Source organism: Arthrobacter alkaliphilus, from assembly GCF_021483235.1.
Taxonomy (GTDB): Bacteria; Actinomycetota; Actinomycetes; order Actinomycetales; family Micrococcaceae; genus Arthrobacter; species Arthrobacter alkaliphilus.
The window spans coordinates 58,083-81,816 of record NZ_JAKEEC010000001.1 but is presented as its reverse complement, the minus strand read 5'-3'; the positions used below and the strand labels follow the sequence as shown (position 1 = coordinate 81,816).

The following is a 23,734-nucleotide window of genomic DNA, read 5'->3' as shown; positions in this document are numbered from 1 at the left end:
GTGACTCTCAATGGAGGGTCCCGAAATCCAGTTCTCAGAAGCCATCATCGACAACGGCCGCTTCGGCAAGCGTGTCATCCGGTTCGAAACCGGCCGCCTCGCCAAGCAGGCAGCAGGCGCAGCGATGGTCTACATCGACGAAGACACCGCACTGCTGTCCGCAACCACGGCCGGCAAGTCCCCGCGCGAAGGCTTCGACTTCTTCCCGCTGACCGTCGACGTCGAAGAGCGCATGTACGCCGCCGGCCGCATCCCGGGCTCGTTCTTCCGCCGTGAAGGCCGCCCGTCCACCGAAGCCATCCTGGCTTGCCGCCTCATGGACCGCCCCCTGCGCCCCGCGTTCGTCAAGGGCCTGCGCAACGAGGTCCAGATCGTCGTCACCGTCCTGGCGATCAACCCGGACGAGCTCTACGACGTCGTGGCCATCAACGCCTCGTCCATGTCCACCCAGCTCTCCGGACTCCCGTTCTCCGGCCCGATCGGCGGCGTCCGCGTTGCCCTCATCGCCGACGAACAGGGCACCGAATGGGTTGCTTTCCCGAAGCACTCCCAGCTCGAGAACGCCGTCTTCAACATGGTTGTTGCCGGCCGCATCGCGGGCGACGACGTCGCCATCATGATGGTCGAAGCCGAAGCCACGGACAACTCCTGGAACCTCATCAAGGAACAGGGCGCCACCGCTCCTACCGAAGAGGTCGTTTCCGAAGGCCTCGAGGCCGCCAAGCCGTTCATCAAGGCCCTGTGCGAGGCCCAGGCCGACCTGGCCGCCCGCGCCGCCAAGCCTACGGTTGAATTCCCCCTCTTCCTGGACTACCAGGACGACGCTTACGCCGCTGTTGAAGCCGCCGCTGCCGAGAAGCTTGCCGCCGTCTTCCAGATCGCCGACAAGCAGGACCGCGACAACGCCTCCGACGAGCTCAAGGACGAAGTCCTGGGCGCCCTCGCCGGCGAGTTCGAGGGCCGCGAGAAGGAACTCTCCGCAGCCTTCCGCTCCTTGACCAAGCAGGTTGTCCGCCAGCGCATCCTCAAGGACCAGATCCGCATCGACGGCCGTGGCCTGACGGACATCCGCCAGCTGACCGCCGAGGTCGAGGTCCTGCCCCGCGTTCACGGTTCCGCCATCTTCGAGCGCGGCGAAACCCAGATCATGGGTGTCACCACGCTGAACATGCTCAAGATGGAACAGCAGATCGACTCGCTGTCTCCCGTCACGCGCAAGCGCTACATGCACAACTACAACTTCCCGCCGTACTCCACTGGTGAAACCGGCCGCGTCGGCTCCCCGAAGCGACGCGAAATCGGCCACGGTGCACTCGCCGAGCGCGCCCTCGTTCCGGTGCTTCCGTCCCGCGAGGAATTCCCGTACGCCATCCGCCAGGTATCCGAAGCCCTTGGATCCAACGGTTCGACGTCGATGGGTTCCGTCTGTGCCTCCACGCTGTCCCTGCTCAACGCAGGCGTGCCGCTGAAGGCCGCTGTTGCCGGTATCGCCATGGGCCTGGTCTCCGACCAGGTTGACGGCCAGACCCGTTACGCTGCCCTCACCGACATCCTCGGCGCCGAAGACGCCTTCGGCGACATGGACTTCAAGGTCGCCGGTACGTCCGAGTTCGTCACGGCCATCCAGCTGGACACCAAGCTCGACGGCATCCCCGCATCGGTCCTTGCCGCAGCGTTGAAGCAGGCCCGCGAAGCCCGCCTGCACATCCTGGATGTCATCAACGCCGCAATCGACACCCCGTACGAGCTCTCCGAGTTCGCACCGCGCGTGATCGCCGTCAACATCCCCGTTGACAAGATCGGTGAAGTCATTGGCCCGAAGGGCAAGATGATCAACCAGATCCAGGAAGACACCGGCGCCGACATCTCCATCGAGGACGACGGCACGGTCTACATCGGCGCGACCAACGGTCCGTCCGCTGAAGCTGCCCGCGCCGCGATCAACGCCATCGCCAACCCGCAGGTCCCGGAAATCGGTGAGCGTTACCTGGGCACGGTCGTCAAGACCACCACCTTCGGTGCGTTTGTTTCCCTGACCCCGGGCAAGGACGGCCTGCTGCACATCTCCGAGCTGCGCAAGCTCGCCAGCGGCAAGCGCGTGGACAACGTCGACGACGTCGTCTCCGTGGGCCAGAAGATCCAGGTCGAGATCACCAAGATCGACGACCGCGGTAAGCTCTCCCTCTCCCCGGTTGTCGCCGAGGAAGAAGGCGCAGCCTCCGAGGAAGCTTCCGCCGAATCGGCTGAGGTTTCCGCCGAGTAGCCTGAACCGGCAAGCACGCGGCAGGACCGGTGGACATGTCCACCGGTCCTGCCCGGTTTAACAGCCATGTGCCCATTGGGCTCCCGCCCAATGGGCGATCTGCCCGCTGGTACGATTGCAGCCAGATTTGGCACCAGATGTCCCGCAGAACTGAAAGGTCTTGATGACTGTCGTACCCCTCCCGCTGGCGCAGACCGTGCCCGGCGGCGACTTGATCCATGGTGTCGACGGCGGCGCCGTTGTCCGGCGTTCGGTGCTGCCGGGCGGCGTCCGGGTGCTCACAGAGGCCATGCCCGGGCAGCGTTCGGCAACCATTGGATTCTGGGTGGGCGTCGGTTCCCGTGACGAGGCGGAAGGCCAGCACGGCTCCACCCACTTCCTTGAGCACCTCCTGTTCAAAGGCACCAAACGACGCACAGCCTTGGAGATCGCTTCTGCGTTCGACGAAGTCGGTGGTGAATCGAACGCGGCCACCGCGAAGGAAAGCACGTGCTACTTTGCCCGCGTGCTGGACACCGATCTTCCGATGGCCATCGATGTCATTGCCGACATGATCACCGGTGCCGTGCTGGACCCTGCGGAACTTGAACAGGAACGCGACGTCATCCTTGAGGAAATCGCGATGGACAGCGATGACCCCACCGACGTCGCACATGAAAACTTCGTCGCCGCGGTCCTCGGTGTGCATCCGCTCGGACGACCGATCGGCGGCACCCCTGCCGCTATCAGGGCCGTATCCCGCGATTCCGTGTGGGCACATTACCAGCGCTACTACCGGCCGGACGAAATCGTCATCACGGCCGCGGGCGGCCTGGACCACGACGTCGTGTGCCGCCTCGTGCTCGAGGCCTTGCGGACGGCAGGGTGGGAGCTGAAGGACAATGCCGCTCCCGTCGAGCGCCGCACCACCGAACCGGCGGACATCACGGGTACCGCGGGGCTGCACGTGATCAAGCGTCCCGTGGAACAGGCCAACATCATCATGGGCTGCCCCTCGATCGTGGCCACCGACGATCGGCGCTTCGTGATGAGCGTGCTGAACGCGGTCCTTGGCGGCGGCATGTCCTCACGGCTCTTCCAGGAGATCCGGGAAAAGAGGGGCCTCGTCTATTCCACCTATTCCTTCGCCTCGGCCTATGCTGACGCCGGCTACTTCGGCATGTACGCTGGCTGCACGCCATCGAAGGTCAAGCAGGTCCTGGAACTCCTCGGCGCCGAACTGGACAAGCTCGCCGCCGACGGCATCACGGACGAGGAACTGCGCAAGGCCGTGGGACAGTTGTGCGGCGGGATCGTCCTGGCCCTCGAAGACACTGGTTCCCGGATGTCCCGCCTCGGCCGCGCCGAGCTCGTGTCCGGGGAGTTCCAGGACATTGACGAAACGCTGGAACGCATCAAAGCCGTCACGGCAGAACAGGTCCAGGAACTTGCCCGGGTGCTCGCCGCGGCGCCCCGCACCGTGACCGTCGTCGGGCCCTTCGAGGAAACCGAGACCTTCGAGCTCTAGCGGGGGGAGGCTGGACGCGCCCACTGGATCGGGAACATGATGGTGACATATCCATCGTGTTCCCGATCGAGCGGGTGTCGCCATGAACGAGCCATCGAAGAGTCATGCACACACTGCCTTGGAGGCGTTCCTTGGCCATTGGCGGGGGACTACCGAGCTCGCGGCCTCGCCGTGGGGACCGGCCCGGACCGCCGACGCCGAGATGACCTTCTCACGCGCGGCGGGCGGCTACGCCTTGGTACAGAGCTACCGGCACATTGAGCCCGACGGCAGCCACTTCGAGGGGCACGGCGTCTTTGCCGTTGACCCGGACCACGGGGACACCCTCTGGTACTACGTGGACAGCATGGGCCGGCCACCGGAAGCTCCGGCCCGGGGTGATTGGCAAGACGGCACACTGAGGTTTGAGCGGCGCAGCCCTCGCGGGACCGCGCGCCACACCTTCAAAGTGGAGGGCGGCTTGCTGACCCACACCGCGGAACTGAGGCTCGGGGATGCCCCGGCGTTCAGCCCGTTCATGGTCTCCGTCTGCAGGCGCGTCTGACACTCGGCGCGTCCAGCACCCACAGCGTGGCCGGCTCAGCCCCCGGCAAACGGCGGGAGGACGTCGACGACGTCGTCCGCACCGAGAGCGGCCGAATGGTCGCGGACCGCTATCTCGTTGCGCAGGAAGCTGCTGCGCTGGATGATCCGGGCCAGGGGCGGCGTGCCGGCCGGTGATTCCGGACGTTCGACGGCGAGCACGGCCGCGATCAGTCCGTCCAGGCTGGTTCCGTCCGGGAGATCGTGGCGTTCCTCTTCGACGCCTGCCGCGGCGCGCGCTGCAGCGAAGTATCTGACGAGCAAAGTCTTAGCCTCCGATCGCGCTCATGCTGCGGTCCGGCTGGACGAAGTCGGGGGTGCCGAGGCCGGTGTGGTCCATGCCGTGTGCTTTGGGTTTGATCCACATGGCGTCCTGCCAGCGTCGGGCGAGTTCCTGATCGCCCGCTCCCTCCCGAAGCAAGCCGAGCAGGTCGAATTCTTCGCGGGAGAACAAGCAGCTCATGATCTTGCCTTCGGCGGTGATCCTTGTGCGCCGGCAATCTGAACAGAACGGTTCGGTGACCGAGGCGATGATGCCGACGGTGCCCAGGAGCGGACCCTTCGCTTCCCCGGATGCCTGGTCCCGGCGTCGTACTTCAAACCGCTCTGCCGGTGCGCCGTCGCGTTCGCGCGGGTCCGGGCTCAGCGCGAAGTCGGGTGAAAGCAGTTCGCGGATCTCGGCTGCGGTGATCATGTCCTTCCGGGTCCAGCCGTGATCGGCGTCCAGCGGCATTTGCTCGATGAAGCGCAGTTCATAGCCGCGCTCCAACGCCCAGGCCAGGAGGTCGGGGGACTCGGTGTCGTTGATTCCGCGCATGAGGACGGCATTGATCTTGACCGGGCCCAGCCCCGCGGCCCAGGCAGCATCGACGCCGGCCAGTACCTTGTCCAGGAAAGGCCGGCGGGTCAGCTTCGCGAACGTTTCTTCGTGCAGGGAGTCGAGGGAGACGTTGATGCGGGTGAGCCCTGCTTCCTTCAGCGCCGCCGCTATTTTGTCCAGCCCGACCCCATTGGTGGTCATGGAGATCGGCAGCTCGGGATGCGCCTCCCGGAGGCTCGCAATGATGTCCACCAGATCGGCGCGGACCAGGGGCTCGCCTCCCGTGAGGCGAAGTTCGCGTACCCCCAGTTGTTCGACGCCGATCCGCACCAAGCGGACAATCTCGGCGCCCGTCATCACAGCCTGCTTGGACAACCATTCCAGGCCCTCGGCCGGCATGCAGTAGGTGCAGCGCAGATTGCATTTGTCCGTTAGGGACAGGCGCATGTCGGTAGCCCGGCGCCCGTAACGGTCGAACAGGCCGGATGGAGTTCCGGCAGGGCGCGGCGGGGGAGCAGGCAGGCTGCCTCCCGTCCCGTCGCCCCTTGGGGGCAACGGCATGCCTAGCTGAACACTCATGGGTTCAGGCTACGCCAGGCAGGGCCCGGACGTGATATCGGCCACCGGTCATGATCGTGATCCACGCCCATGGACACCAACGCAAGGCATGACTTCTTACGGAATGCATACGGTTGGTCCGTGGACGTCCGGATCCCGTACCGCCGGCGCGTCGCGAACCTATGCTGAAGGTGTGAATATGCAGCCCGCCCCGCACGCGGCCGACGTCGGCAATCGCCGCATTCTGCTGGTCGAGGACGAACAGACCATCGCCGACGTCGTCCGGGACTACTTGGTCCAGGCAGGCTTCCAGGTGGATCTCGCGGGGGACGGGTTCACCGCGCTGAGCCTCGCGGCCGCCAGGCGGCCCGACCTTGTCATCCTGGACCGGATGCTGCCCGGACTCGACGGCGTGGAAGTGTGCCGCAGGCTGCGCTTGGCCATGAGCGTCCCCATCATCATGGTGACCGCCCTCGGCACGGAAGACGACCGGATCCTGGGCTTGGAAAGCGGAGCGGACGATTACGTCACCAAGCCCTTCTCACCCCGCGAGTTGGTCCTCCGCGTGAAGTCCGTCTTGCGGCGGAGCATCCGGGAATTCAGCCCGGAGCCGGCCGTGGAGCTCGCAGGTTTCGAGTTGGATCCCGCCTCGCGCACGGTGCTCCAGGACGGCAAGCCGCTCATGCTGACGGCGCGTGAGTTCGATCTGCTGGCGTTCCTGCTCCGCCGTCCCAATCAGGTGTTCAGCCGCGAGGATCTCATCAAGGCGGTGTGGGGTTGGGACTTCGGCGACTTGTCCACGGTGACCGTCCACGTCCGTCGCTTGCGCGAAAAGATCGAGGACAACCCCACCACTCCGGTGCTTCTCAAGACGGTCTGGGGCGTCGGCTACCGGTTTGACGCCAAGGACGCGAAGGACGCGAAGGAAAATGGACATGCAGCCAGCTGAAATGTTCACGATCCTGGGCTGGATGCTGTTGTGGGCGGTCCTGATCGGCGCCTTGACCCTGGCCTTGCTGCGATTCCTGCGCGGCGCGTCGATCCTGGTCCAGATTTGCCTCGTGGTGGTGGCCACCGTCGCTGTTCTCGTCGCGGGGATGGTGAGCGCCTTCAATGCGATGTTCATCTCGGCCACAGACCTCGAAGTCATGTGGTACATCCTCGGGGTAGCCTCGGCGGTGGCGATCGCGATTTCCCTGGTTCTCGGAGCCGGGGTTTCCCGCAACGCCATCCGGCTCGTCGCAGCAACGCGGCGCCTTGGCAGCGGCGAAGCCCTCGATGGCTCGTTCCTGCCGCAATCGGGATCGCGGCGGGCCGGGCCGGCAATGAACTCAGAGCTCGCCCAGCTCGCGCAGGAACTCGAAGCGAGCAGCATCAAACTCGAGGAATCCCGTCGGCGGGAGGCCGCCGTCGAAACCGCGCGCCGCGAGCTGGTCTCGTGGATCTCACATGACCTCCGCACCCCCTTGGCCAGCATGCGGGCCATGGCCGAAGCCCTCGAAGACGGCATGGCGTCCGACATCCCCGCGTACTATCGCAAGATCATCGCCCAGACGGACCAGATGGCGGTCATGGTCAACGACCTTTTGGAACTGTCCAAAATCCAGGCGGGAACGCTCCGCTTGAGCGCGGAATCCCTCGACCTCTACGACCTGGTGAGCGACGCCCTGGCCGATCTCACCCCCCTCGCAGCCCAACGTGGCATCCGGCTCGACGGCGGCGGCGACCGGGAGTGCATGGCCGTCGCGGACGGCCCGAGCCTGGGGAGGGCCGTCCGGAACGTGCTGCTGAACGCGGTCATCTACAGCCGGCCCGGCGGCGGGGTCATGGTCCGCGTCGGACGGGACGGAAGCGACGCCGTCGTCGACGTCGTCGACAGCTGCGGAGGCATCGACGAGGAGGATCTAGCCCACGTTTTCGAGACCGGCTGGCAAAAGGACCGTTCCCGGGGAGCGGGAAAGCCAGTCGAAGGGGGTCCCCCGCGCTACAGCGGGGCAGGCGTTGGGCTCAGCATGGTGGCGGGCATCGTGAAGGCGCATGGCGGCACGGTCACGGTGGCGAACGACGGCGAGGGCTGCCGATTCACGCTCCGCCTTCCCTCCGGTGCACACGCACCGTCCCGCGCCGACGGACGTCCGACACAGACAGTTCACGCGGACACCGTTCCGCAGGAGAGCGCCAAGCAGGCAGGCAGGCCATGAGCGGTACCACTTCGAAGAAAGCCACCACCAGGACGGCCCTCCGGTGGGCAGCCGCATCCGGTGTCGTGGCCATCGGACTCGGGGTGGCGGCCGGCGAGTTGTTGGCCGCGTTCCTGAGCCCTTCCGTCTCGCCCGTCACCGCGTTGGGCGGGGTGGTGATCGACGCCGTGCCGGGTTGGGCGAAGGAGCTGGCTGTCAGCCTTTTCGGCACCGCCGACAAACTTGCGCTGATCGTCAGCATTGCCCTGGTGACCCTGGTCCTCGCCGCGGTAGCGGGGCTCCTGGAGTATCGGCGGAAAGGAGCGGGGCTGGCGCTCGCCTTGCTCGCCGGCGCGGCAGGGCTGGCTGCCGTGCTGACGCGTGCCCAGGCCGCGGCCACAGCGGCAATCGCACCCGTCGTGGCCACGATCGTTACCATGCTTTTCCTTCGGCTCCTCGTCCAGCGGCTGGACACCTGGCGGCCCGTACCCGAAGCAAGCGGCATGCCGCTGGCGCGCCGGAGCTTTATGCAGTTGCTTGGTGGAACCGCGATAGCAGCGGCGGCAGCAGGGATCGTCACGGAGCTCGTGCGCAGGGCGGGAACGGTGGCATCCGATTTCCGTCGAACGGTGGTGCTCCCTGCTCCGGTGACGCCGCCGCAAAAGGTTCCCGACGGCGCAGCCCTTACCTTGGACGGACTGAAGCCGCTCGTCACGCCCAACCCCGATTTCTACCGGATCGACACCGCGCTGATCCCGCCTGCAGTGAATCCACCGGACTGGACCCTCAAGGTAACCGGCATGGTGGAACACGAAGTCACCTTGGATTTCGCCACCCTGCTGACGAAGCCGATGATCGAGCGTCACGTGACCATCGCGTGCGTGTCGAATGAAGTCGGCGGAGACCTGATCGGCAACGCCCTCTGGCTGGGCTGGCCGGTCCGCGAACTCCTCGCCATGGCCGGACCCAAGGCCGGGGCTGACATGGTGCTCTCCCGCAGCACCGACGGCTGGACCGCCGGAACACCCCTGGAAGCGCTCACAGACAATCGGGACGCGATACTCGCCGTCGGAATGAACGGCGAACCCCTGCCGCTGGAGCACGGCTTCCCCGTCCGGATGGTCGTCCCGGGCCTCTACGGATATGTTTCGGCCACCAAATGGCTGACCGAATTGAAGGTCACGCGTTTCGCCGATGACCAGGGCTACTGGGTGCCGCGGGGTTGGAGCGATCACGGTCCCATCAAGACGCAGTCCCGCATTGACGTGCCCCGGGACGGCCGCTCGGTCAAGGCCGGAACGGTCCAGTTCGGCGGTGTCGCCTGGGCTCAACACCGCGGCGTTTCCCGCGTCGAGTTGCGCGTCGACCGCGGCAGCTGGCAGGAAGCCAAGCTCGCGCCGGGGATCTCCTCGGACACCTGGTACCAATGGCAGCTGGCACTTGAGTTGGGCCCCGGGAACCACGAAGTCCAGGTCCGCGCCACCGATGCCACCGGTACGCCGCAGCCCGAGGCCCGAACACCCGTAGCCCCGGACGGCGCCACGGGGTTCCACACCATCCATGTCACCGCCAACTGACATTAAGCTGTGAAGGTCCGAGCGAACCGATCCGGGAGGAACTTTCGTGGCACGATCCGTCGCAGCGCACCGCCAAGCCGTACAGGAGTTGCTATCCGGCCTCGCGGACGCGAAAGGCACCGAAAAGCTGCCGCTGATGGGGACGCTCGGGAGGGTACTGGCCGACGACGTCCTGGCTCCGCTCAGCCTGCCGCCGTTCGCCAACTCCCAGATGGACGGGTTTGCCGTCCGCTCAGCCGACTTGGCCCCCTACGCAGGGAGCGACGCCGGTGCGGAGCTGGCGGTCGTGGACCCGGTCCCGGCAGGCGCGGCACCGGCCATGCTTGGGCCCGGCACCGCAGCCCCGATCATGACCGGTGCCATGATGCCGGAGGGTGCCGACGCCGTCGTGCCGATCGAACAGGCACTGCCTGATGTCTTTCCCGCCCCCGGCGTGGCAGCAACCGTCCGTCTTCCGACTACCGGGCCGGGGACCTTTGTCCGCGACGCCGGCAGCGACATCGCCGCTGGAACCGTTGCCTTGCGCGCAGGAACCATCCTGGGGCCCGGGCAATTGGGGCTGCTCGCGGCATTGGGGATGACCGCCGTCGAGGTACGCACGCCGGTGCGGGTGCTCCTGGTGACCACGGGCGATGAAGTGGTCGAACCCGGTGCGCCCCTGCCGCCAGGCAAGATCTACGACTCCAATGGGACCCTGCTCGAAGCCGCCATGATTCAGTCCGGCCTCGACGTCACGAGGACCGGCATCAGCAGCGACGATCCCGCCGAACTATTGGCACTCCTCCGCAGCCGAAGCCGGACCGTCGACCTCATTGTCAGCACCGGGGGAGTGAGCAAGGGCGCCTACGAAGTGGTCCGGCAGGCGATGGAAGGCCAAGCGGTCGAGTTCGTGTCCGTTGCCATGCAACCGGGTGGCCCCCAAGGGATCGGAACGTTCGACGGCGTCCCCTTCCTCGGGTTTCCCGGCAACCCGGTGAGTTGCCTGGTCTCATTCGAAATGTTCCTTCGCCCGGCGCTCGCCGCCGTCGTCGGAAGCCCGGCTCCACGGCCGGCTTTCCGGGCGCGGCTTGCCGAATCCTTGACCTCGCCCGCGGGCAAGCACCAGGTCCGCCGCGGCACCCTGCTTCCGGGCGGAACGGTGCGGCTGGAGGGCGGCGCCGGTTCACACCTCATCCACGCTTTGGCCAACTCGAACGCGCTGGTCCACGTGCCCGCGGACGTCTTGGAACTCGACGCCGGCGCGGAAGTGGAAGTATGGATGTTGTGAATGACACTCAAGACATTGGCGGCGCCCTCACGCATTTGCGCCAAGATGGCGGCGCCCTCACGCATTTGCGCCAAGATGGAACGGCCCAGATGGTGGACGTCTCCGGAAAGGCCGTGACCACGCGCGAGGCCACGGCCACCGCCACGGTCCACAGCACCGTGGAGGTCCTCGCCCTGCTTGGTGCCGGTGAGCTTCCCAAGGGCGATGCCCTCGCCGTCGCACGCGTTGCCGGGATCATGGCGGCGAAGAAGACCCCCGATCTCATCCCGCTGTGCCACCCGCTGCCGATTTCGAAGGTCACGGTGGATTTTGAACTCGGCCGGGACACCGTAGCCGTCATGGCGACAGTCAAGACCAAAGGCGTCACGGGCGTGGAAATGGAAGCCCTGACTGCTGCCTCCGTCGCCGCATTGAGCGTCTACGACATGATCAAGGCTGTGGATAAGCACGCCGTGATCAGCAACATCCAGGTACTGGCGAAGAGCGGCGGAAAGAGCGGCGATTGGGCCGTTGCCCCTGCGTCCGGCGCCGAGGGCGACGGCGGACGCGCATGAGCGCCTGTGAGCCCAACCGCGGTCCACGGAAGGCCGGCGTCGTCATTGCTTCCACCCGTGCCGCGGCAGGGATCTACCGGGACGAAACCGGCCCGGTAATCCTGGACTGGCTGGCCGAACACGGCTATGAGACCTTCCCCGTCATGGTGGTGCCGGACGGTGAGCCCGTCGGTGCGGCCATACGTGCGCTGCTCACTCAGGAACCCGCCGTCGTGATTACCAGCGGCGGTACCGGGCTGAGCCCCGATGACCGCACTCCGGAGGTCACACTGCCTCTCCTCGACCGTGAAATTCCGGGTCTCATGGAGGGCATCCGCCGGGCGGGAGCCGCGAAGACCCCCATGGCGATGCTGAGCCGGGGCCATGCGGGGACCGCCGGCAAGACCTTCATCGTGAACCTGCCCGGTTCCCCCAAGGGCGTCATGGACGGCCTTGCCGTCCTCGATCCAGTCATTGCCCACCTATGCGAGCAGTTGGAGGGAAGTCATGGCCATTGACACCGACTTCGAGATCATCAGCGCGGTCCTCAGCCCGGAGCCGATTTCCGTGGACCAGGCGATTGCGGCCGTGGAATCGGACACCGCGGGAGCAGTGGTCAGCTTCAGCGGCGTGGTCCGGAACCACGACGGCGGCAAGCCCGTCGACCGGCTCAGCTACAGCGCGCACCCCACCGCGCACCAGGTCATGTCCGACGTCGTAGCCCGGCTCGTGGCGGAGCACTCGGGGGAGGCAGCCCAGCCGGTCCGGATTTGGGCGGCGCACCGGATCGGCCTACTTGAGATTGGCGAACCCGCGCTCGTCTGCGCGGTGGCCGCCGCGCACCGCGGGCAGGCTTTCGCGGTGTGCTCTGAACTGGTCGACCGGATCAAGGCCCAGGTGCCCATCTGGAAGGAACAGTTCTTCAGCGACGGCACGGTCGAGTGGGTCGGGGCAGGGGAATAGCTGAGCGCAGGGATCGCGCGGGCTACAGCGTCACGAGATGTGTGCGCACAGCGTGGATGAGAACTTGGACCCGGTCGCGCGCGCCCCATTTGTTCATGATGCGGCCGAGGTTTGACTTGACGGTCGCCTCTGAGAGGTAGAGAGCGTTTGCTATCTCGGCGTTTGACAGACCCTGCGCGAGAAACTTCACGATCGATAGTTCGCGTTCGGTGAGCGCTTGGGCGCTAGCGAGCGCAATGTGTCCGCCGGGGTCAGCCATGTCACGCACGGCTGTAATGAGTCCGCGAGTTATGCGGGGTGAGAGCACCGACCTGTCAGCGTGCACATCCAAGATCGCGGAGACGATCTCATCGGGATGCGTGTCCTTTACGAGATAGCCGGAGGCACCTGCTCTGAGCGCGGCGATGACGTGGCTTTCGGAGGAGAACGTGGTCACGGCAAGGACCCGTGCTTCCGGATGTTCGGCCGTGATCGTCTCTGTCGCTTCGACGCCATTCATTACTGGCATCTGTAGATCCATCAGCACAACGTCCGGTTTTACCAAACGGTACTGCTCGACGGCTTCGATTCCGTTTACGGCTTCTCCGGCCACCGCTGTGGCCGGGTCCCACTCCAGGAAGATTCGCAGTGCGTGTCGCACGAGGGCTTCATCATCGACGATCAGAACACGCACGGCCTCCATTTCTACATTTTAGGCGGCCGGGCACGCAGCGCAGATTAGACGAAAGTTGCGCAAGGAATCGACTTTCGTCGGCAGACCCTGTGCCGGCCCGACTGCGACGATCAGGTTGTTGATGCTTTCAAGCAGAAGGAACTTGATCATGTGCAAGAAAATGAGGCTTTGTCGCTGAGGGTCCCCGCGCTTCATTTGGATAATTGGGGGATGAAGCGAAGCGGTCTGGCAGAAGCTACCCGCAATGTCCACCGGTCTGCGGGTTTGCGGGGCTTTTGGGCGTTTGCAACGTTGCCGGCCGGTGCTCGTCGCGCATTGGCGGCCGTCGTCGGGGTGGCGTTGCTGGCGGACGGTGTGCTCGCGTTGCTTGCCCAGACGCCGCTGCCCACCGCGATTGTTGACGTCGGTGCGCTCATCGCAATCGGAGCTTTTGCCTGGCGGCCGCCGGTGGCGGCGACGGTGCTCGCGGCATGGGGCCTCGTCGCGACATTGCTTGGTGCTGCCGGGTCCTACTCGCTTGCGCTCGCCATTTCGGTCGGCCTGGTCACAAGTACGTGCAGCCGGTGGCTGAGCGTCGCATACTGCGTCGCTACAGTGGCGTGGGCGATCGTTGCCGAAGGGTTTGGCCAGGGGTTTGTGCAAGGCGGCGGGGTCGGAGGCGTTGCCGTTGGCGTCGCTTCAGGACTGATCGGTTGGGGATTCCGCGGGGGTCGTGCACGGGAAAGCCAGCTTGCCGCTGACATTGATCGGCTCAAACGGGAATCGGCATCCGCCGTACAAATGGAGCGGGACCGGATCGCCGATGAGCTGCACAACATTATTGCCCACGACATCACGACTGTTGTCATGCAGGCCCGGGCGCTCGAACTCGTCGACGACCCCGTGTCCAGGGATACATCGAGGCGTGCGATCACAGACGCGGCGACACAAGCGCTCACAGACATCCGACGGATGCTGCGTTTGGTTCAGGGGAGGGACGAGACCGTTGGAGGAGCCGGAGCAGGGACCGTGTCCCTGCCAGCGACGTTGCAGTCCTTGTCCCTCGCACTCGGATCGATGGGAGCGTCGGTGGAGCTCTCCCTCCCCGGCAGTGAGATTTCGATGTCGAACACCATCGAGACCACGCTCGTGCACATCGCACGCGAAGCCGCCACGAACGTTATGAAGCACGCCCGTCAGACCCCGTTGATTCGTTTGGCGGTCAGCTCTGATCGTGAAGGCGTCACCTTGCAGGTCTGGAATGCTCCGTCCAACGGCGGGGACGACTTGGGCACGGATGAGACGGGGTACGGACTGAAACGGATGAACGACCGCGTGATGCTGCTGGGTGGAACTTTCGTGGCAGGCAGTGATGAAACGGGGTGGACCGTGACGGCGACAGTGCCCAGGTTCTAGTGGAAGGAGAAGTGGGTTGGTGCGCGCATCATGATCGAAGTGATTGGACTCACGAAGTCATACGGCGGAAAGACGCGGGTTGACGACGTTACTTTCAGCGTCGGCGACGGCCGCATCGTCGGCTTCATCGGGCCCAACGGCGCCGGCAAGACCACCACGATGCGAACCGCCCTCGGCCTTGAGAAGCCCGATTCGGGACGGGCGTTGTTCGACGGACGCCCGTACGGGGAGCTTCCCAATCCACGCCAGAGCGTTGGGGCGGTCCTCGACGCGGGGGCGCTAATCTCTGACCTCCGCGCGATCGAGCTCCTCCGGTACTGCGCAGGCATCCAAGGCGTGAACAAGGCCCGGGCTGAACAGGTGCTGGACGCGGTTGGCCTCGGTGAGGCCCGCCGACGGAGGGTGCTCGAGCTTTCCCTTGGCATGAGGCAGCGTCTCGCACTCGCCGCAGCCATCATGGGCAACCCTGGCAACTACGTCTTCGATGAGCCGCTCAACGGTCTCGATCCATCCGGTATACAGTGGCTGCGCCACCTGCTCCTCCAACTTCGTGATGCTGGATCCGCGATACTCCTTTCATCGCACATCATCACAGAACTTGAGCTCGTAGCTGACGACGTCGTACTGATCAGCGACGGAGTGCTCAAACTCCAAAGCAGCCTTGCCGACCTCGCACGCGGAGCCGGGGCCCGTGTCCACGTCATAAGCGAGGACGCCGGCACCCTTATCGCGCTCGTAAAGAGGAGCGGCGCCACCATCGTCGAAGCAGACGGTCGCGCCGTGGTCATCGCAGGCCTGACAGCGCGTGAGGTGTTCTCCCTTGCGGCCATGCATGGGGTTGTCCTGGATGAACTTCGCACCGAGAGCGTCTCACTTGACGATGTGTATCGACGGATAGTGGACACGAAAATCGAAGGAGAGGCCCATTGAGGACGCTGCGCCCACTCGTCCGAACCGCTCGCCAGCAAGGCACCCAACGGCCAAGCGGGCTCGTGTCTGCAGAGACGGCCCGGATCATCCGGACCCGACCGTCTATGGTCTTGCTGTTGCTGGGAACAGCCCTGCCTCTGGCGCTCGGCGTTGGCCAGGCGATCTATCGGAAGGTGTCGTCGCCCGCACCGGATCTGGAGGGCGTCGCAACCGCCGGGGCCGACATTTTCGCATTCGTGGCAGCCTTGACGGCAGCCATCGGCGTTGGCAGGGACTACCAGACAGGGGCGATCGGCTTCCGAATGTTGCTCATCCCGCGCCGCGGACGGCTGCTTGCAGCGAGTGCACTCGGGCACAGCTGGGTTGCTGCAGCACTTGCATTTCTCGCCATGCTCATTGTCGGAGTCTTCGCTACCGTGTTCGGCGGGACTTCCGCGCCCTTTTCTGCTGACTCGGTCGCCGCAATGGGGCGTTCGGTGGCTGCCGTTGCGCTCGTTTCATGTTTCGGTGCCGGGCTCGGTTACGCGGTGCGCTCAGCCACCATCGCGGCGATCATGATCATTGTCCTTTTTTGGCTTGCACCGATCACGCTCCTCATCGCCGGGCTGAGTGGAGTCGCGGGGGCCGCGTCAGCAGCGAATATCACCCCCGGGATACTGGTCGGGCAAGCCGTCAGCGCCACTCCCGAGCCCGGGGGGAGCCTTGGGCCCTTGGGGGCGCTACTCCTTCTGGTGATCTGGTCGAGCGGAGTTCTTCTTCTCGCAGCCCTCCGATTGAAAGGAAAGTGATCCCATGTCCAAAAAGAGCCGATCGTGGGTTTGGTTCCTTGTGCCCACAGTCGTGGCGGCGGTGCTCGTCATCGCCGTCAGCATCCCGGAACTCGAGGGTGCCCGGCAAGAAATCGGTGCTGATTCCCTGGTGATTCCCATCGTTGGCATGCTCATCCTCGCAGTCGTTGCCGGCTCGGCTTTGGGGCTCACGGTGCTGGGTCTTCGACGTCTCGTTCGACCCTAGACGTCGCTTCCCGTCGAAATCGCCGGAATGGTGCCGGTTCGCTGGAGCGTTCGGGCGAGCCGGCACAGTTCCGGCGACCCCGCGTGGGGCAGCCGCGCCGCCCGGTAGGGTTAAGGGCATGACCGAACAACTTGCTGTCGCCGTGCTGGGCGCCCAGGGGCGCATGGGAATTGAAGCCGTCAAGGCCGTTGAGGCAGCCGCTGACATGAAGCTTGTCGCGGCACTCGGCCGCGGCGATTCCCTTGATGCCCTGCTCGACGCCGGGGCGAAGTACGTCGTCGACCTGACCGTTCCGGACAGCACCGAAGCGAACGTCCGTTACGCCGTCGAACACGGCATGCACGCGGTGGTGGGCACTACGGGTTGGGACGCGGAACGCCTCGCAGGCTTGCGGCAGCTGCTTGCTGCGAACCCGGAGTCGGGTGTCCTGATCGCGCCCAACTTCGCCCTCGGCTCCGTGCTCGCCTCCGCCTTCGCCGCTAAGGCCTCCAAGTATTTCGAATCGGTCGAAATCATCGAGCTGCACCACCCGAACAAGGTGGACGCGCCGTCGGGCACGGCCGTCCGGACGGCCCAGCTTATCGCCGCGGCCCGCGATGAAGCCGGGGTCCCGGCCAGCCCGGATGCGACGGACACGGCCCTCGACGGTGCGCGCGGTTGCGATGTAGACGGTGTCCGCGTCCACAGCGTCCGTCTGCGCGGCCTCGTGGCACACCAGGAAGTGCTCCTGGGCGGCCCGGGAGAACAACTGACCATCCGCCACGATTCCTTCGACCGCGCGTCCTTCATGCCCGGCGTGTTGCTGGGACTGCGCAAGGTGGCGTCCCACCCAGGCCTGACCGTCGGCCTGGACGGCTATTTGGATCTGGGGCTGTAGGCGCATGGGCTCGCTCTGGAACGCATTCAAGGACAACCGCACCAAAATCTGGGTGGGTGCTGTCACCCTCTTGCTGGTTCTCTACCTCGTGGTCACCTTCGAACGCTCGATCCTGCTGCTCAGTGACGCGAACCTGGTAGCCAAGGGAATCGGAGCTGCCTACCTCGTGCTTCCGGTCATTGGAGCATGGGCATTGATCCGCGAGCTTCTCTTCGGTGCGCGCACGGAAAAGATGGCGAAGGTGCTCGAATCCGAAGGCGGGCTGCCCGTGGACAACCTGCCCCGGACGCCGGGAGGCCGCATCGTGCGTGCCGCCGCGGACGCCGAGTTTGAAAAGTACCGGGTGGAAGCCGAGGCCGCCCCTGAGGACTGGCGCTCCTGGTTCCGGCTCAGCTGCGCCTACGACGCCGCGGGCGACCGCAAGCGCGCGAGGGAATCCATGCGCGACGCCGTACGCCTGTTCCGTTCCGAGCCCACCGCGGCGGAGCGGTAGCGGCTGTCCTCTGGCGAAAACGTCCTGGTGGCAACGCCTTGTGTTCGAATATATGTTCGAATAGCATGGCTGCATGAGTGATCCTTCGAAGCGGCCGGGCGGCTATCCCCAAGGCCTGGACGGCCCCATGAAGGCGATGAGCCCCGGCGTCGTCGATTTCCTCTTCCGGCAGCTTGTCGCGGGGGAGCCTCCTGAAGATGTGCAGTGGCGTCGCGAGGGCACGCTCCTGGGCGAACAGCAGCCGGGAGCCGAGCTTGCCAGGCGGCTTGCGGAGGCCGACGTTGAATCGCTGACCCCCGCTGAATTGTTCGAGTATGTGCGGGCGGCCCAGCGGCTGGGGGCTTGGGCGGACCGGCTGCGGGAGTCGGCAGTGGCCCGGTATTGCTCGCCGGAGAGGCCGGCGAAGCCCGGCCACCGCAGCGACGCTTCAGCCTGAGGCCCGGCTCCCGTTTCGCCGAACTTGACGACAATCACGCGGGCCCCATTCTCCCAACCCGCAGCCGACAGGGTAACGTTTTTCCTATGTCTGACTCTCGTGCGAACGTTCCCGCTCTCGGTACCCTCCTGACCGCCATGGTTACCCCGTTCACCAAGGACGGCGAAGTTGACTACAAGCAGGCAGCGGAATTGGCAGTCAAGCTCGTTGACGACGGCTGCGATGGCCTGGTCGTCACCGGAACAACGGGGGAAACGTCCACCCTCACCGATGAGGAAAACCTCGGCATGTTCCGCGCCGTGAAGGACGCTGTGGGCGGCCGCGCGGCAATTATCGCAGGCACCGGTACCAATGACACCGCGCACTCGGTGCACCTCTCCCAGGAAGCCGCGAAACTGGGCGTCGACGGACTCTTGATCGTCACCCCGTACTACAACAAGCCAAGCCAGGCCGGAGTCCGGGCCCACTTCGAGACCATTGCGTCCGCCACTGAGCTCCCCGTCATGCTCTACGACATTCCCGGACGCTCCTCCATCCAGATCGCGCCGGAAACCATGATCGGGCTTGCCTCCCACCCCAACATCGTTGCGGTCAAGGACGCCAAAGCCGACTTCGCTGCAGCCACCCGCGTCATGGCGGAAACCGACCTTCTTTTCTACTCGGGGGACGACGGCCTGACCCTTCAGTGGATGGCCCTGGGCGCGGTGGGCCTGGTTGGCGTCACCACCCACGTCGCCACCCGCCGTTTCCGTGAGCTCATCGACGCCATCAACGCGAACGACCTTGACACAGCACGCAAGATCAACTTCGAACTCGAGCCCGTGGTCCGCGCAACCATGACCCGGGTCCAAGGCGCCGTCGCCGCCAAACAGATTCTTAAATGGCAGGGAGTCCTGCCCAACTCGGTTGTCCGCTTGCCCCTCGTGGAGCCGGACCCCGCCGAGATCGCAATCATCCGCGAGGACTTGGCGGAAGCTGGAATGGACTTCACTGTCTAGGACGATTCCGCCGGAAAGTAGCGCATTATGACCCAAACCGCCCTTCCCGGACTTGTCACCCCGCCCAAACTTCCGCAGGGAACGCTCCGGATCGTGCCCCTTGGCGGGCTGGGGGAAATCGGCCGCAACATGGCCGTTTTCGAAATCAACGGCAAACTGCTGGTGGTTGACTGCGGCGTACTCTTCCCTGAAGAGACCCAGCCGGGCGTTGACCTGATCCTGCCTGACTTCTCGTATATCGAGGACAGGCTGGACGACGTCGTTGCCATCGTGCTGACGCATGGCCACGAAGACCACATCGGCGCTGTGCCGTACCTTCTGCGCTTGCGCGCGGACCTGCCGTTGGTCGGTTCCCAGCTGACGCTCGCCCTCGTCGAGGCCAAGCTCCAGGAACACCGGATCAAGCCGTACACGCTCACGGTCGCAGAAGGACAGGTGGAGCAGTTTGGCCCCTTCGAATGCGAATTCGTGGCCGTCAACCATTCCATTCCGGATGCCTTGGCCGTCTTCATCCGTACCGCCGGCGGCAATGTGCTGCACACGGGCGACTTCAAGATGGACCAGTTGCCCCTCGACGGCCGCATCACGGACCTGCGCCACTTCGCCCGCCTGGGCGAAGAAGGGGTGGACCTGTTCATGGCGGACTCCACCAATGCGGATGTGCCCGGATTCACCACGGCGGAAAAGGAAATCGGCCCCACGCTGGACCGCGTGTTCAGCCAGGCCAAGAAGCGGATTATCGTCGCCTCCTTCTCATCGCACGTGCACCGGGTGCAGCAGGTGCTCAACGCAGCCGCCAAGCACGGCCGCAATGTCGCCTTCGTGGGCCGGTCCATGGTGCGCAACATGGCCATCGCCGCGAAACTGGGCTACCTTGACGTCCCGCCGGGAATCCTCGTGGACATCAAGAACATCGACAACCTGCCTGACCACCGACTGGTCCTCATGTCCACAGGTTCCCAGGGCGAACCGATGGCGGCCCTGTCCCGGATGGCCAACGGCGACCACCGGGTGGTAGTGGGCCACGGCGACACCGTTATCCTGGCATCGAGCCTCATCCCCGGCAACGAAAACGCGGTCTACCGGATCATCAACGGGCTGCTCAAGCTCGGCGCCAACGTGGTCCACAAGGGCAACGCCAAAGTGCATGTCTCCGGCCACGCAGCCGCTGGCGAGCTGCTCTACTGCTACAACATCCTCAAGCCCCTGAACGCGATGCCGGTGCACGGCGAAACCCGTCACCTCATCGCCAACGGCAACCTGGCCGAGGACTCCGGCGTACCCGCGGACCGCGTCATCCTCAGCGACAATGGCACCGTCATCGACGTCCGGGACCACAAGGCCAACGTGGTGGGCCAAGTGGAAGTGGGCTTCGTCTATGTGGATGGCTCCAGTGTGGGTGAAATCACCGACGCCGACCTGAAGGACCGCAGGATCCTCGGCGACGAAGGCTTCATCTCCGTTATCACCGTCATCAACCGGACCACCGGCAAGATCGTTTCCGGCCCGGAGATCCACGCCCGCGGCGTGGCCGAGGACGATTCCGTATTCGACGAGATCATCCCCAAGATCAATGCCGCCCTTGAAGACGCCGTGCTCCACCACGCGGACCACACCAACCACCAGCTCCAGCAGGTCGTGCGCCGCGTGATCGGCACGTGGGTCAACCGCAAGCTGCGGCGCCGCCCCATGATCATCCCCCTGGTCCTGGAGGCATAGCCATCCGCTGTGGCCCGGAGGCAACATGGTTCCTCCGGGCCCCGCAAATCCGCGGGATTCCGCCCGGACTGGGGTAGCGTGGCCGTTATGGCGACTCGTACTACCTCCGCGCCTAGAGGCAGCTCCAACAGTAAGCCCGCCGGGGCAGGTTCACGTTCGGGCAGCACCCGGACCCCGGCAAAGACCGGCAGGAGCGGCACAGGCACGGCCCGCGGCAAGCAGGCCGCCGTCGTCGAACCCCAACAGCCCTGGATCCTCCGTGCGCTTGCCGGCATCTGGCTGGGAATCGGCCACGTGGTGGGTGCGGGCGTGCGCCGGATCGGCCATGACGTCAGCGGCCTTGATCCCGCAGACCGCCGGGACGGCGCCGCGCTTTTCAACCTCGCACTCGGTGTCTTCATCGCAACCTTCGCCTGGTGGGGCTTCAAAGGTTGGTTTCCGGATCTTGTCTACAGCATCGTGAACGGGACCTTCGGCTGGGTATCACTGCTTCTGCCGCTCATGCTTTTCGTCTGCGCTTTCCGGCTGTTCCGCGAGCCATGGGACAGCCGCGGCAACAACCGCGTGGGCATCGGTTTCCTGATCATGTCCTTCGCCGGGACTGGCTTGGCCCACATCATCGGGGGCCAACCAACGGTCGCCCAGGGCTTCGAGGGCCTGCGGCGGGCGGGCGGGATGCTCGGATTCCTCGCGGCGTCGCCCTTGGCCGCCATCCATCCCGCGGTGCCACTCATCGTGTACGGCGCCTTGGCGTTCGTCTCCGTCCTGATCGTGACCGCGACGCCGTTCAGCGCCATTCCGCGGCGCATCCGCGGCGCCTACGAGCACCTCATGGGTGTAGACCTGATGGACGCGGGTGCGCAGCACGACGATTCCCATGACCGCAGCTATCTCTACGAAAATGAGGCGGCCGCGGAGCCGAAGAAGAAGCGCCGCAAACGCCTCTTCGGCAAGGACAACGAGGACGACCGCACGCTCGAGGGGTACGTCGGCGACGAGGCCTTCGAGCACGCCATCGTTGACGACGACGCACCATCGGCCCAGGGAGCACCAGCCGTGCCGCCGGGTGTCCGCCGGCCCACCCAGGCTGAAATCGCCGTCGAGAAGATCAAGGCCGCGCAAGGACTTGGAAAGGCCGCGGCCGGGGACGCCACGGAAGCGATCCCGATGGTCCCGCCGGCCGCTCCGCCGGCTACTGTGCCTTCGACGCCGGTCAGCCCGCCTCCGCCCCCGACGCCGATTCCGCAGCGCACCGAACAACTGTCGCTTGCCGGGGACGTCACCTACACGCTGCCGTCCTCGGACAACCTGACTCCGGGGTCCATCCCGAAGGAGCGCACCGAAGCGAACGACGCCGTCGTGGCCGCCCTGACGGACACGATGCAGCAGTTCAACGTCGACGCCACCGTCACCGGCTTCAGCCGTGGCCCCACCGTGACCCGCTACGAGATCGAACTCGCTCCCGGTACCAAGGTCGAGCGTGTCACTGCGTTGTCGAAGAACATTTCCTACGCCGTGGCATCAAGTGATGTCCGCATCCTCAGCCCCATCCCGGGCAAGTCGGCCATCGGTATCGAGATCCCCAACACGGACCGCGAGACCGTGTCGCTCGGCGACGTCCTGCGCAGCCAGAACGCCAGGCGGACAGACCACCCCATGGTGATGGGCGTCGGCAAGGACGTCGAAGGCGGCTACGTCGTCGCGAACCTCGCCAAGATGCCGCACTTGCTCGTGGCCGGTGCGACGGGTGCCGGTAAATCGTCATTCGTGAACTCGATGATCACGTCGATCCTGATGCGGGCCACACCCGATGAGGTCCGCATGGTCATGGTGGACCCCAAGCGCGTGGAACTGACCGCGTATGAAGGCGTTCCACACCTCATCACGCCCATCATCACCAATCCCAAGAAAGCCGCCGAGGCGCTTCAGTGGGTAGTGCGCGAAATGGACGCCCGCTACGACGACCTCGCCAACTACGGCTTCAAGCACATCGACGACTTCAACAAAGCGGTCCGCGCCGGCAAGGTGGTGCCCCCGGTCGACTCCAAGCGCGTCATCAAGCCGTACCCGTACTTGCTGGTGATCGTGGACGAGCTTGCCGACCTCATGATGGTGGCCCCGCGGGACGTCGAAGACTCCATTGTCCGGATCACCCAGCTTGCCCGTGCCGCCGGCATCCACCTGGTCCTCGCGACCCAGCGTCCGTCGGTCGACGTCGTCACCGGCCTGATCAAGGCGAACGTCCCCTCGCGCATGGCGTTCGCGACCTCGTCCGTCACCGACTCCCGCGTGGTCCTGGACCAGCCCGGTGCGGAGAAACTTATTGGCCAGGGCGACGCGCTCTTCCTGCCGATGGGCGCCTCCAAGGCAATGCGCGTGCAGGGTGCCTGGGTCTCCGAGTCCGAAATCCACCGGGTCGTTGAACACGTCAAGGGCCAGCTCAAGGCTGTCTACCGTGACGACGTCGCGCCCGAGGCGCAGAAAAAGCAGATCGACGACGACATCGGGGACGACCTCGAGGTCCTGCTCCAGGCCACGGAACTTGTGGTTACGACGCAGTTCGGTTCCACATCGATGCTGCAGCGCAAGCTCCGCGTCGGTTTCGCCAAGGCGGGCCGCCTCATGGACCTGCTCGAGTCGCGCGGCGTCGTAGGCCCGTCGGAAGGGTCCAAGGCGCGCGATGTCCTGGTCAAGCCCGACGACCTCGCTCCCGTCCTGGCGGCGATGAAGGGGCAGGAAGCTCCGGCCCTCCCTGACGCGCACACGGCGGCGCTGAGCGACAACGCGAACGCGAACATCGCTGTCGGCGGCTACGCCGAGGACGTGGTCGCCGCCGATTTCGACCGTCGCAAGCAGGCCACGGAATACCATGACGGAGCAGACGGCCCGGACGATGAGGACGACGGCGGCGAAGACGCTTGGTCATTGACCGGACGGTAGCCTAGAGGG

The 23,734-nt window shown here is 65.4% G+C and carries 24 protein-coding genes; 20 read left to right on the top strand and 4 right to left on the bottom strand.

Translation table 11 applies throughout. The features are described 5' to 3' along the window. Positions 1-10: 10 nt before the first annotated feature. From L0B83_RS00380 to L0B83_RS00370, 3 genes are all read left to right on the top strand, one after another. Positions 11-2,263, top strand: coding sequence for a polyribonucleotide nucleotidyltransferase (locus L0B83_RS00380; protein WP_234755977.1), 2,253 nt, complete (start codon positions 11-13; stop codon positions 2,261-2,263). A gap of 163 nt (positions 2,264-2,426) precedes the next feature. Further along, positions 2,427-3,770: a M16 family metallopeptidase gene (locus L0B83_RS00375; RefSeq protein ID WP_234755975.1), complete on the top strand. Its 1,344-nt coding sequence runs from the start codon at positions 2,427-2,429 to the stop codon at positions 3,768-3,770. 82 nt (positions 3,771-3,852) lie between these two features. Further along, positions 3,853-4,314 (top strand): DUF1579 family protein, encoded by a 462-nt coding sequence (locus tag L0B83_RS00370; RefSeq protein WP_234755973.1) that lies wholly within the window; start codon positions 3,853-3,855, stop codon positions 4,312-4,314. A gap of 35 nt (positions 4,315-4,349) precedes the next feature. On the opposite strand, the gene L0B83_RS00365 is transcribed toward L0B83_RS00370, so the two are convergent. Continuing rightward, the gene (locus L0B83_RS00365) at positions 4,350-4,616 is read right to left on the bottom strand and encodes a MoaD/ThiS family protein (RefSeq protein ID WP_234755971.1); all 267 of its coding nucleotides are present in this window, start codon (positions 4,614-4,616) and stop codon (positions 4,350-4,352) included. A 4-nt stretch (positions 4,617-4,620) separates the two neighbouring features. After that, on the bottom strand, positions 4,621-5,751 hold the full coding sequence (gene moaA / locus L0B83_RS00360; protein WP_234755969.1) for a GTP 3',8-cyclase MoaA: 1,131 nt from the start codon (positions 5,749-5,751) through the stop codon (positions 4,621-4,623). A gap of 178 nt (positions 5,752-5,929) precedes the next feature. Between moaA and L0B83_RS00355 the strand changes: the two genes are divergently transcribed. The 7 genes from L0B83_RS00355 to L0B83_RS00325 are packed head-to-tail and all read left to right on the top strand — an operon-like array spanning position 5,930 to position 12,250. Then, positions 5,930-6,679 carry a response regulator transcription factor gene (locus L0B83_RS00355; protein WP_234756565.1) on the top strand — a complete coding sequence of 250 codons (750 nt, stop codon included), beginning with the start codon at positions 5,930-5,932 and terminating at the stop codon, positions 6,677-6,679. Further along, positions 6,666-7,931 (top strand): sensor histidine kinase, encoded by a 1,266-nt coding sequence (locus L0B83_RS00350; protein ID WP_234755967.1) that lies wholly within the window; start codon positions 6,666-6,668, stop codon positions 7,929-7,931. Before L0B83_RS00355 ends, L0B83_RS00350 begins: the two co-directional genes overlap by 14 nt. Continuing rightward, positions 7,928-9,487 (top strand): molybdopterin-dependent oxidoreductase, encoded by a 1,560-nt coding sequence (locus tag L0B83_RS00345; RefSeq protein ID WP_234755965.1) that lies wholly within the window; start codon positions 7,928-7,930, stop codon positions 9,485-9,487. The genes L0B83_RS00350 and L0B83_RS00345 overlap by 4 nt, the downstream gene beginning before the upstream one ends. Before the next feature lie 46 nt (positions 9,488-9,533). Further along, positions 9,534-10,754 carry a molybdopterin molybdotransferase MoeA gene (locus L0B83_RS00340; protein ID WP_234755962.1) on the top strand — a complete coding sequence of 407 codons (1,221 nt, stop codon included), beginning with the start codon at positions 9,534-9,536 and terminating at the stop codon, positions 10,752-10,754. After that, positions 10,742-11,308: a cyclic pyranopterin monophosphate synthase MoaC gene (moaC, locus tag L0B83_RS00335; protein ID WP_372461087.1), complete on the top strand. Its 567-nt coding sequence runs from the start codon at positions 10,742-10,744 to the stop codon at positions 11,306-11,308. The genes L0B83_RS00340 and moaC overlap by 13 nt, the downstream gene beginning before the upstream one ends. Further along, positions 11,305-11,805: a MogA/MoaB family molybdenum cofactor biosynthesis protein gene (locus L0B83_RS00330; RefSeq protein ID WP_234755960.1), complete on the top strand. Its 501-nt coding sequence runs from the start codon at positions 11,305-11,307 to the stop codon at positions 11,803-11,805. The genes moaC and L0B83_RS00330 overlap by 4 nt, the downstream gene beginning before the upstream one ends. Next, entirely contained in the window at positions 11,795-12,250 is a 456-nt protein-coding gene (locus tag L0B83_RS00325) for a molybdenum cofactor biosynthesis protein MoaE (RefSeq protein ID WP_234755958.1), read from the top strand. The genes L0B83_RS00330 and L0B83_RS00325 overlap by 11 nt, the downstream gene beginning before the upstream one ends. Positions 12,251-12,272: 22 nt before the next feature. Here L0B83_RS00325 and L0B83_RS00320 read toward each other — a convergent pair whose 3' ends face one another. Continuing rightward, positions 12,273-12,932, bottom strand: coding sequence for a response regulator (locus tag L0B83_RS00320; protein ID WP_234755956.1), 660 nt, complete (start codon positions 12,930-12,932; stop codon positions 12,273-12,275). A 9-nt stretch (positions 12,933-12,941) separates the two neighbouring features. Then, positions 12,942-13,073 carry a hypothetical protein gene (locus L0B83_RS19675; protein WP_268820413.1) on the bottom strand — a complete coding sequence of 44 codons (132 nt, stop codon included), beginning with the start codon at positions 13,071-13,073 and terminating at the stop codon, positions 12,942-12,944. A 60-nt stretch (positions 13,074-13,133) separates the two neighbouring features. Between L0B83_RS19675 and L0B83_RS00315 the strand changes: the two genes are divergently transcribed. From L0B83_RS00315 to L0B83_RS00270, 10 genes are all read left to right on the top strand, one after another. After that, a complete protein-coding gene (locus tag L0B83_RS00315) occupies positions 13,134-14,318 on the top strand; it encodes a sensor histidine kinase (RefSeq protein WP_234755955.1) in 1,185 nt (394 codons plus the stop codon). A 30-nt stretch (positions 14,319-14,348) separates the two neighbouring features. Continuing rightward, positions 14,349-15,248, top strand: a complete 900-nt coding sequence (locus L0B83_RS00310; RefSeq protein ID WP_234755954.1) for an ABC transporter ATP-binding protein — start codon at positions 14,349-14,351, stop codon at positions 15,246-15,248. A gap of 62 nt (positions 15,249-15,310) precedes the next feature. Further along, the gene (locus tag L0B83_RS00305; protein WP_234755953.1) at positions 15,311-16,036 is read left to right on the top strand and encodes a hypothetical protein; all 726 of its coding nucleotides are present in this window, start codon (positions 15,311-15,313) and stop codon (positions 16,034-16,036) included. 4 nt (positions 16,037-16,040) lie between these two features. Then, on the top strand, positions 16,041-16,262 hold the full coding sequence (locus L0B83_RS00300) for a hypothetical protein (protein ID WP_234755952.1): 222 nt from the start codon (positions 16,041-16,043) through the stop codon (positions 16,260-16,262). A gap of 118 nt (positions 16,263-16,380) precedes the next feature. Further along, complete coding sequence (gene dapB, locus L0B83_RS00295; RefSeq protein WP_234755951.1) at positions 16,381-17,139, top strand: 4-hydroxy-tetrahydrodipicolinate reductase; 759 nt, start codon at positions 16,381-16,383, stop codon at positions 17,137-17,139. 4 nt (positions 17,140-17,143) lie between these two features. Then, a complete protein-coding gene (locus tag L0B83_RS00290; protein ID WP_234755937.1) occupies positions 17,144-17,632 on the top strand; it encodes a hypothetical protein in 489 nt (162 codons plus the stop codon). 73 nt (positions 17,633-17,705) lie between these two features. Next, positions 17,706-18,068, top strand: a complete 363-nt coding sequence (locus tag L0B83_RS00285; RefSeq protein WP_234755935.1) for a hypothetical protein — start codon at positions 17,706-17,708, stop codon at positions 18,066-18,068. 86 nt (positions 18,069-18,154) lie between these two features. After that, positions 18,155-19,066: a 4-hydroxy-tetrahydrodipicolinate synthase gene (gene dapA / locus L0B83_RS00280; protein WP_234755934.1), complete on the top strand. Its 912-nt coding sequence runs from the start codon at positions 18,155-18,157 to the stop codon at positions 19,064-19,066. A 27-nt stretch (positions 19,067-19,093) separates the two neighbouring features. Beyond that, positions 19,094-20,785 (top strand): ribonuclease J, encoded by a 1,692-nt coding sequence (locus L0B83_RS00275; protein ID WP_234755933.1) that lies wholly within the window; start codon positions 19,094-19,096, stop codon positions 20,783-20,785. An 87-nt stretch (positions 20,786-20,872) separates the two neighbouring features. Further along, positions 20,873-23,725 (top strand): FtsK/SpoIIIE family DNA translocase, encoded by a 2,853-nt coding sequence (locus L0B83_RS00270; RefSeq protein WP_234755932.1) that lies wholly within the window; start codon positions 20,873-20,875, stop codon positions 23,723-23,725. The last annotated feature ends 9 nt before the right edge of the window (positions 23,726-23,734 follow it).

Excerpts from the sequence above, each read along its gene's own strand:
- L0B83_RS19675 (WP_268820413.1), bottom strand. The coding sequence starts at position 13,073 with ATGATCAAGTTCCTTCTGCTTGAAAGCATCAACAACCTGATCGTCGCA.
- L0B83_RS00330 (WP_234755960.1), top strand. The coding sequence starts at position 11,305 with ATGAGCGCCTGTGAGCCCAACCGCGGTCCACGGAAGGCCGGCGTCGTC.
- L0B83_RS00375 (WP_234755975.1), top strand. The coding sequence starts at position 2,427 with ATGACTGTCGTACCCCTCCCGCTGGCGCAGACCGTGCCCGGCGGCGAC.
- L0B83_RS00285 (WP_234755935.1), top strand. The coding sequence starts at position 17,706 with ATGAGTGATCCTTCGAAGCGGCCGGGCGGCTATCCCCAAGGCCTGGAC.
- L0B83_RS00350 (WP_234755967.1), top strand. The coding sequence starts at position 6,666 with ATGCAGCCAGCTGAAATGTTCACGATCCTGGGCTGGATGCTGTTGTGG.
- L0B83_RS00355 (WP_234756565.1), top strand. The coding sequence starts at position 5,930 with ATGCAGCCCGCCCCGCACGCGGCCGACGTCGGCAATCGCCGCATTCTG.
- dapA (WP_234755934.1), top strand. The coding sequence starts at position 18,155 with ATGTCTGACTCTCGTGCGAACGTTCCCGCTCTCGGTACCCTCCTGACC.
- L0B83_RS00300 (WP_234755952.1), top strand. The coding sequence starts at position 16,041 with ATGTCCAAAAAGAGCCGATCGTGGGTTTGGTTCCTTGTGCCCACAGTC.
- L0B83_RS00325 (WP_234755958.1), top strand. The coding sequence starts at position 11,795 with ATGGCCATTGACACCGACTTCGAGATCATCAGCGCGGTCCTCAGCCCG.
- L0B83_RS00370 (WP_234755973.1), top strand. The coding sequence starts at position 3,853 with ATGAACGAGCCATCGAAGAGTCATGCACACACTGCCTTGGAGGCGTTC.
- L0B83_RS00380 (WP_234755977.1), top strand. The coding sequence starts at position 11 with ATGGAGGGTCCCGAAATCCAGTTCTCAGAAGCCATCATCGACAACGGC.
- moaA (WP_234755969.1), bottom strand. The coding sequence starts at position 5,751 with ATGAGTGTTCAGCTAGGCATGCCGTTGCCCCCAAGGGGCGACGGGACG.
- L0B83_RS00320 (WP_234755956.1), bottom strand. The coding sequence starts at position 12,932 with ATGGAGGCCGTGCGTGTTCTGATCGTCGATGATGAAGCCCTCGTGCGA.
- L0B83_RS00310 (WP_234755954.1), top strand. The coding sequence starts at position 14,349 with ATGATCGAAGTGATTGGACTCACGAAGTCATACGGCGGAAAGACGCGG.
- L0B83_RS00275 (WP_234755933.1), top strand. The coding sequence starts at position 19,094 with ATGACCCAAACCGCCCTTCCCGGACTTGTCACCCCGCCCAAACTTCCG.
- L0B83_RS00270 (WP_234755932.1), top strand. The coding sequence starts at position 20,873 with ATGGCGACTCGTACTACCTCCGCGCCTAGAGGCAGCTCCAACAGTAAG.
- L0B83_RS00315 (WP_234755955.1), top strand. The coding sequence starts at position 13,134 with ATGAAGCGAAGCGGTCTGGCAGAAGCTACCCGCAATGTCCACCGGTCT.
- moaC (WP_372461087.1), top strand. The coding sequence starts at position 10,742 with ATGGATGTTGTGAATGACACTCAAGACATTGGCGGCGCCCTCACGCAT.
- dapB (WP_234755951.1), top strand. The coding sequence starts at position 16,381 with ATGACCGAACAACTTGCTGTCGCCGTGCTGGGCGCCCAGGGGCGCATG.
- L0B83_RS00290 (WP_234755937.1), top strand. The coding sequence starts at position 17,144 with ATGGGCTCGCTCTGGAACGCATTCAAGGACAACCGCACCAAAATCTGG.
- L0B83_RS00345 (WP_234755965.1), top strand. The coding sequence starts at position 7,928 with ATGAGCGGTACCACTTCGAAGAAAGCCACCACCAGGACGGCCCTCCGG.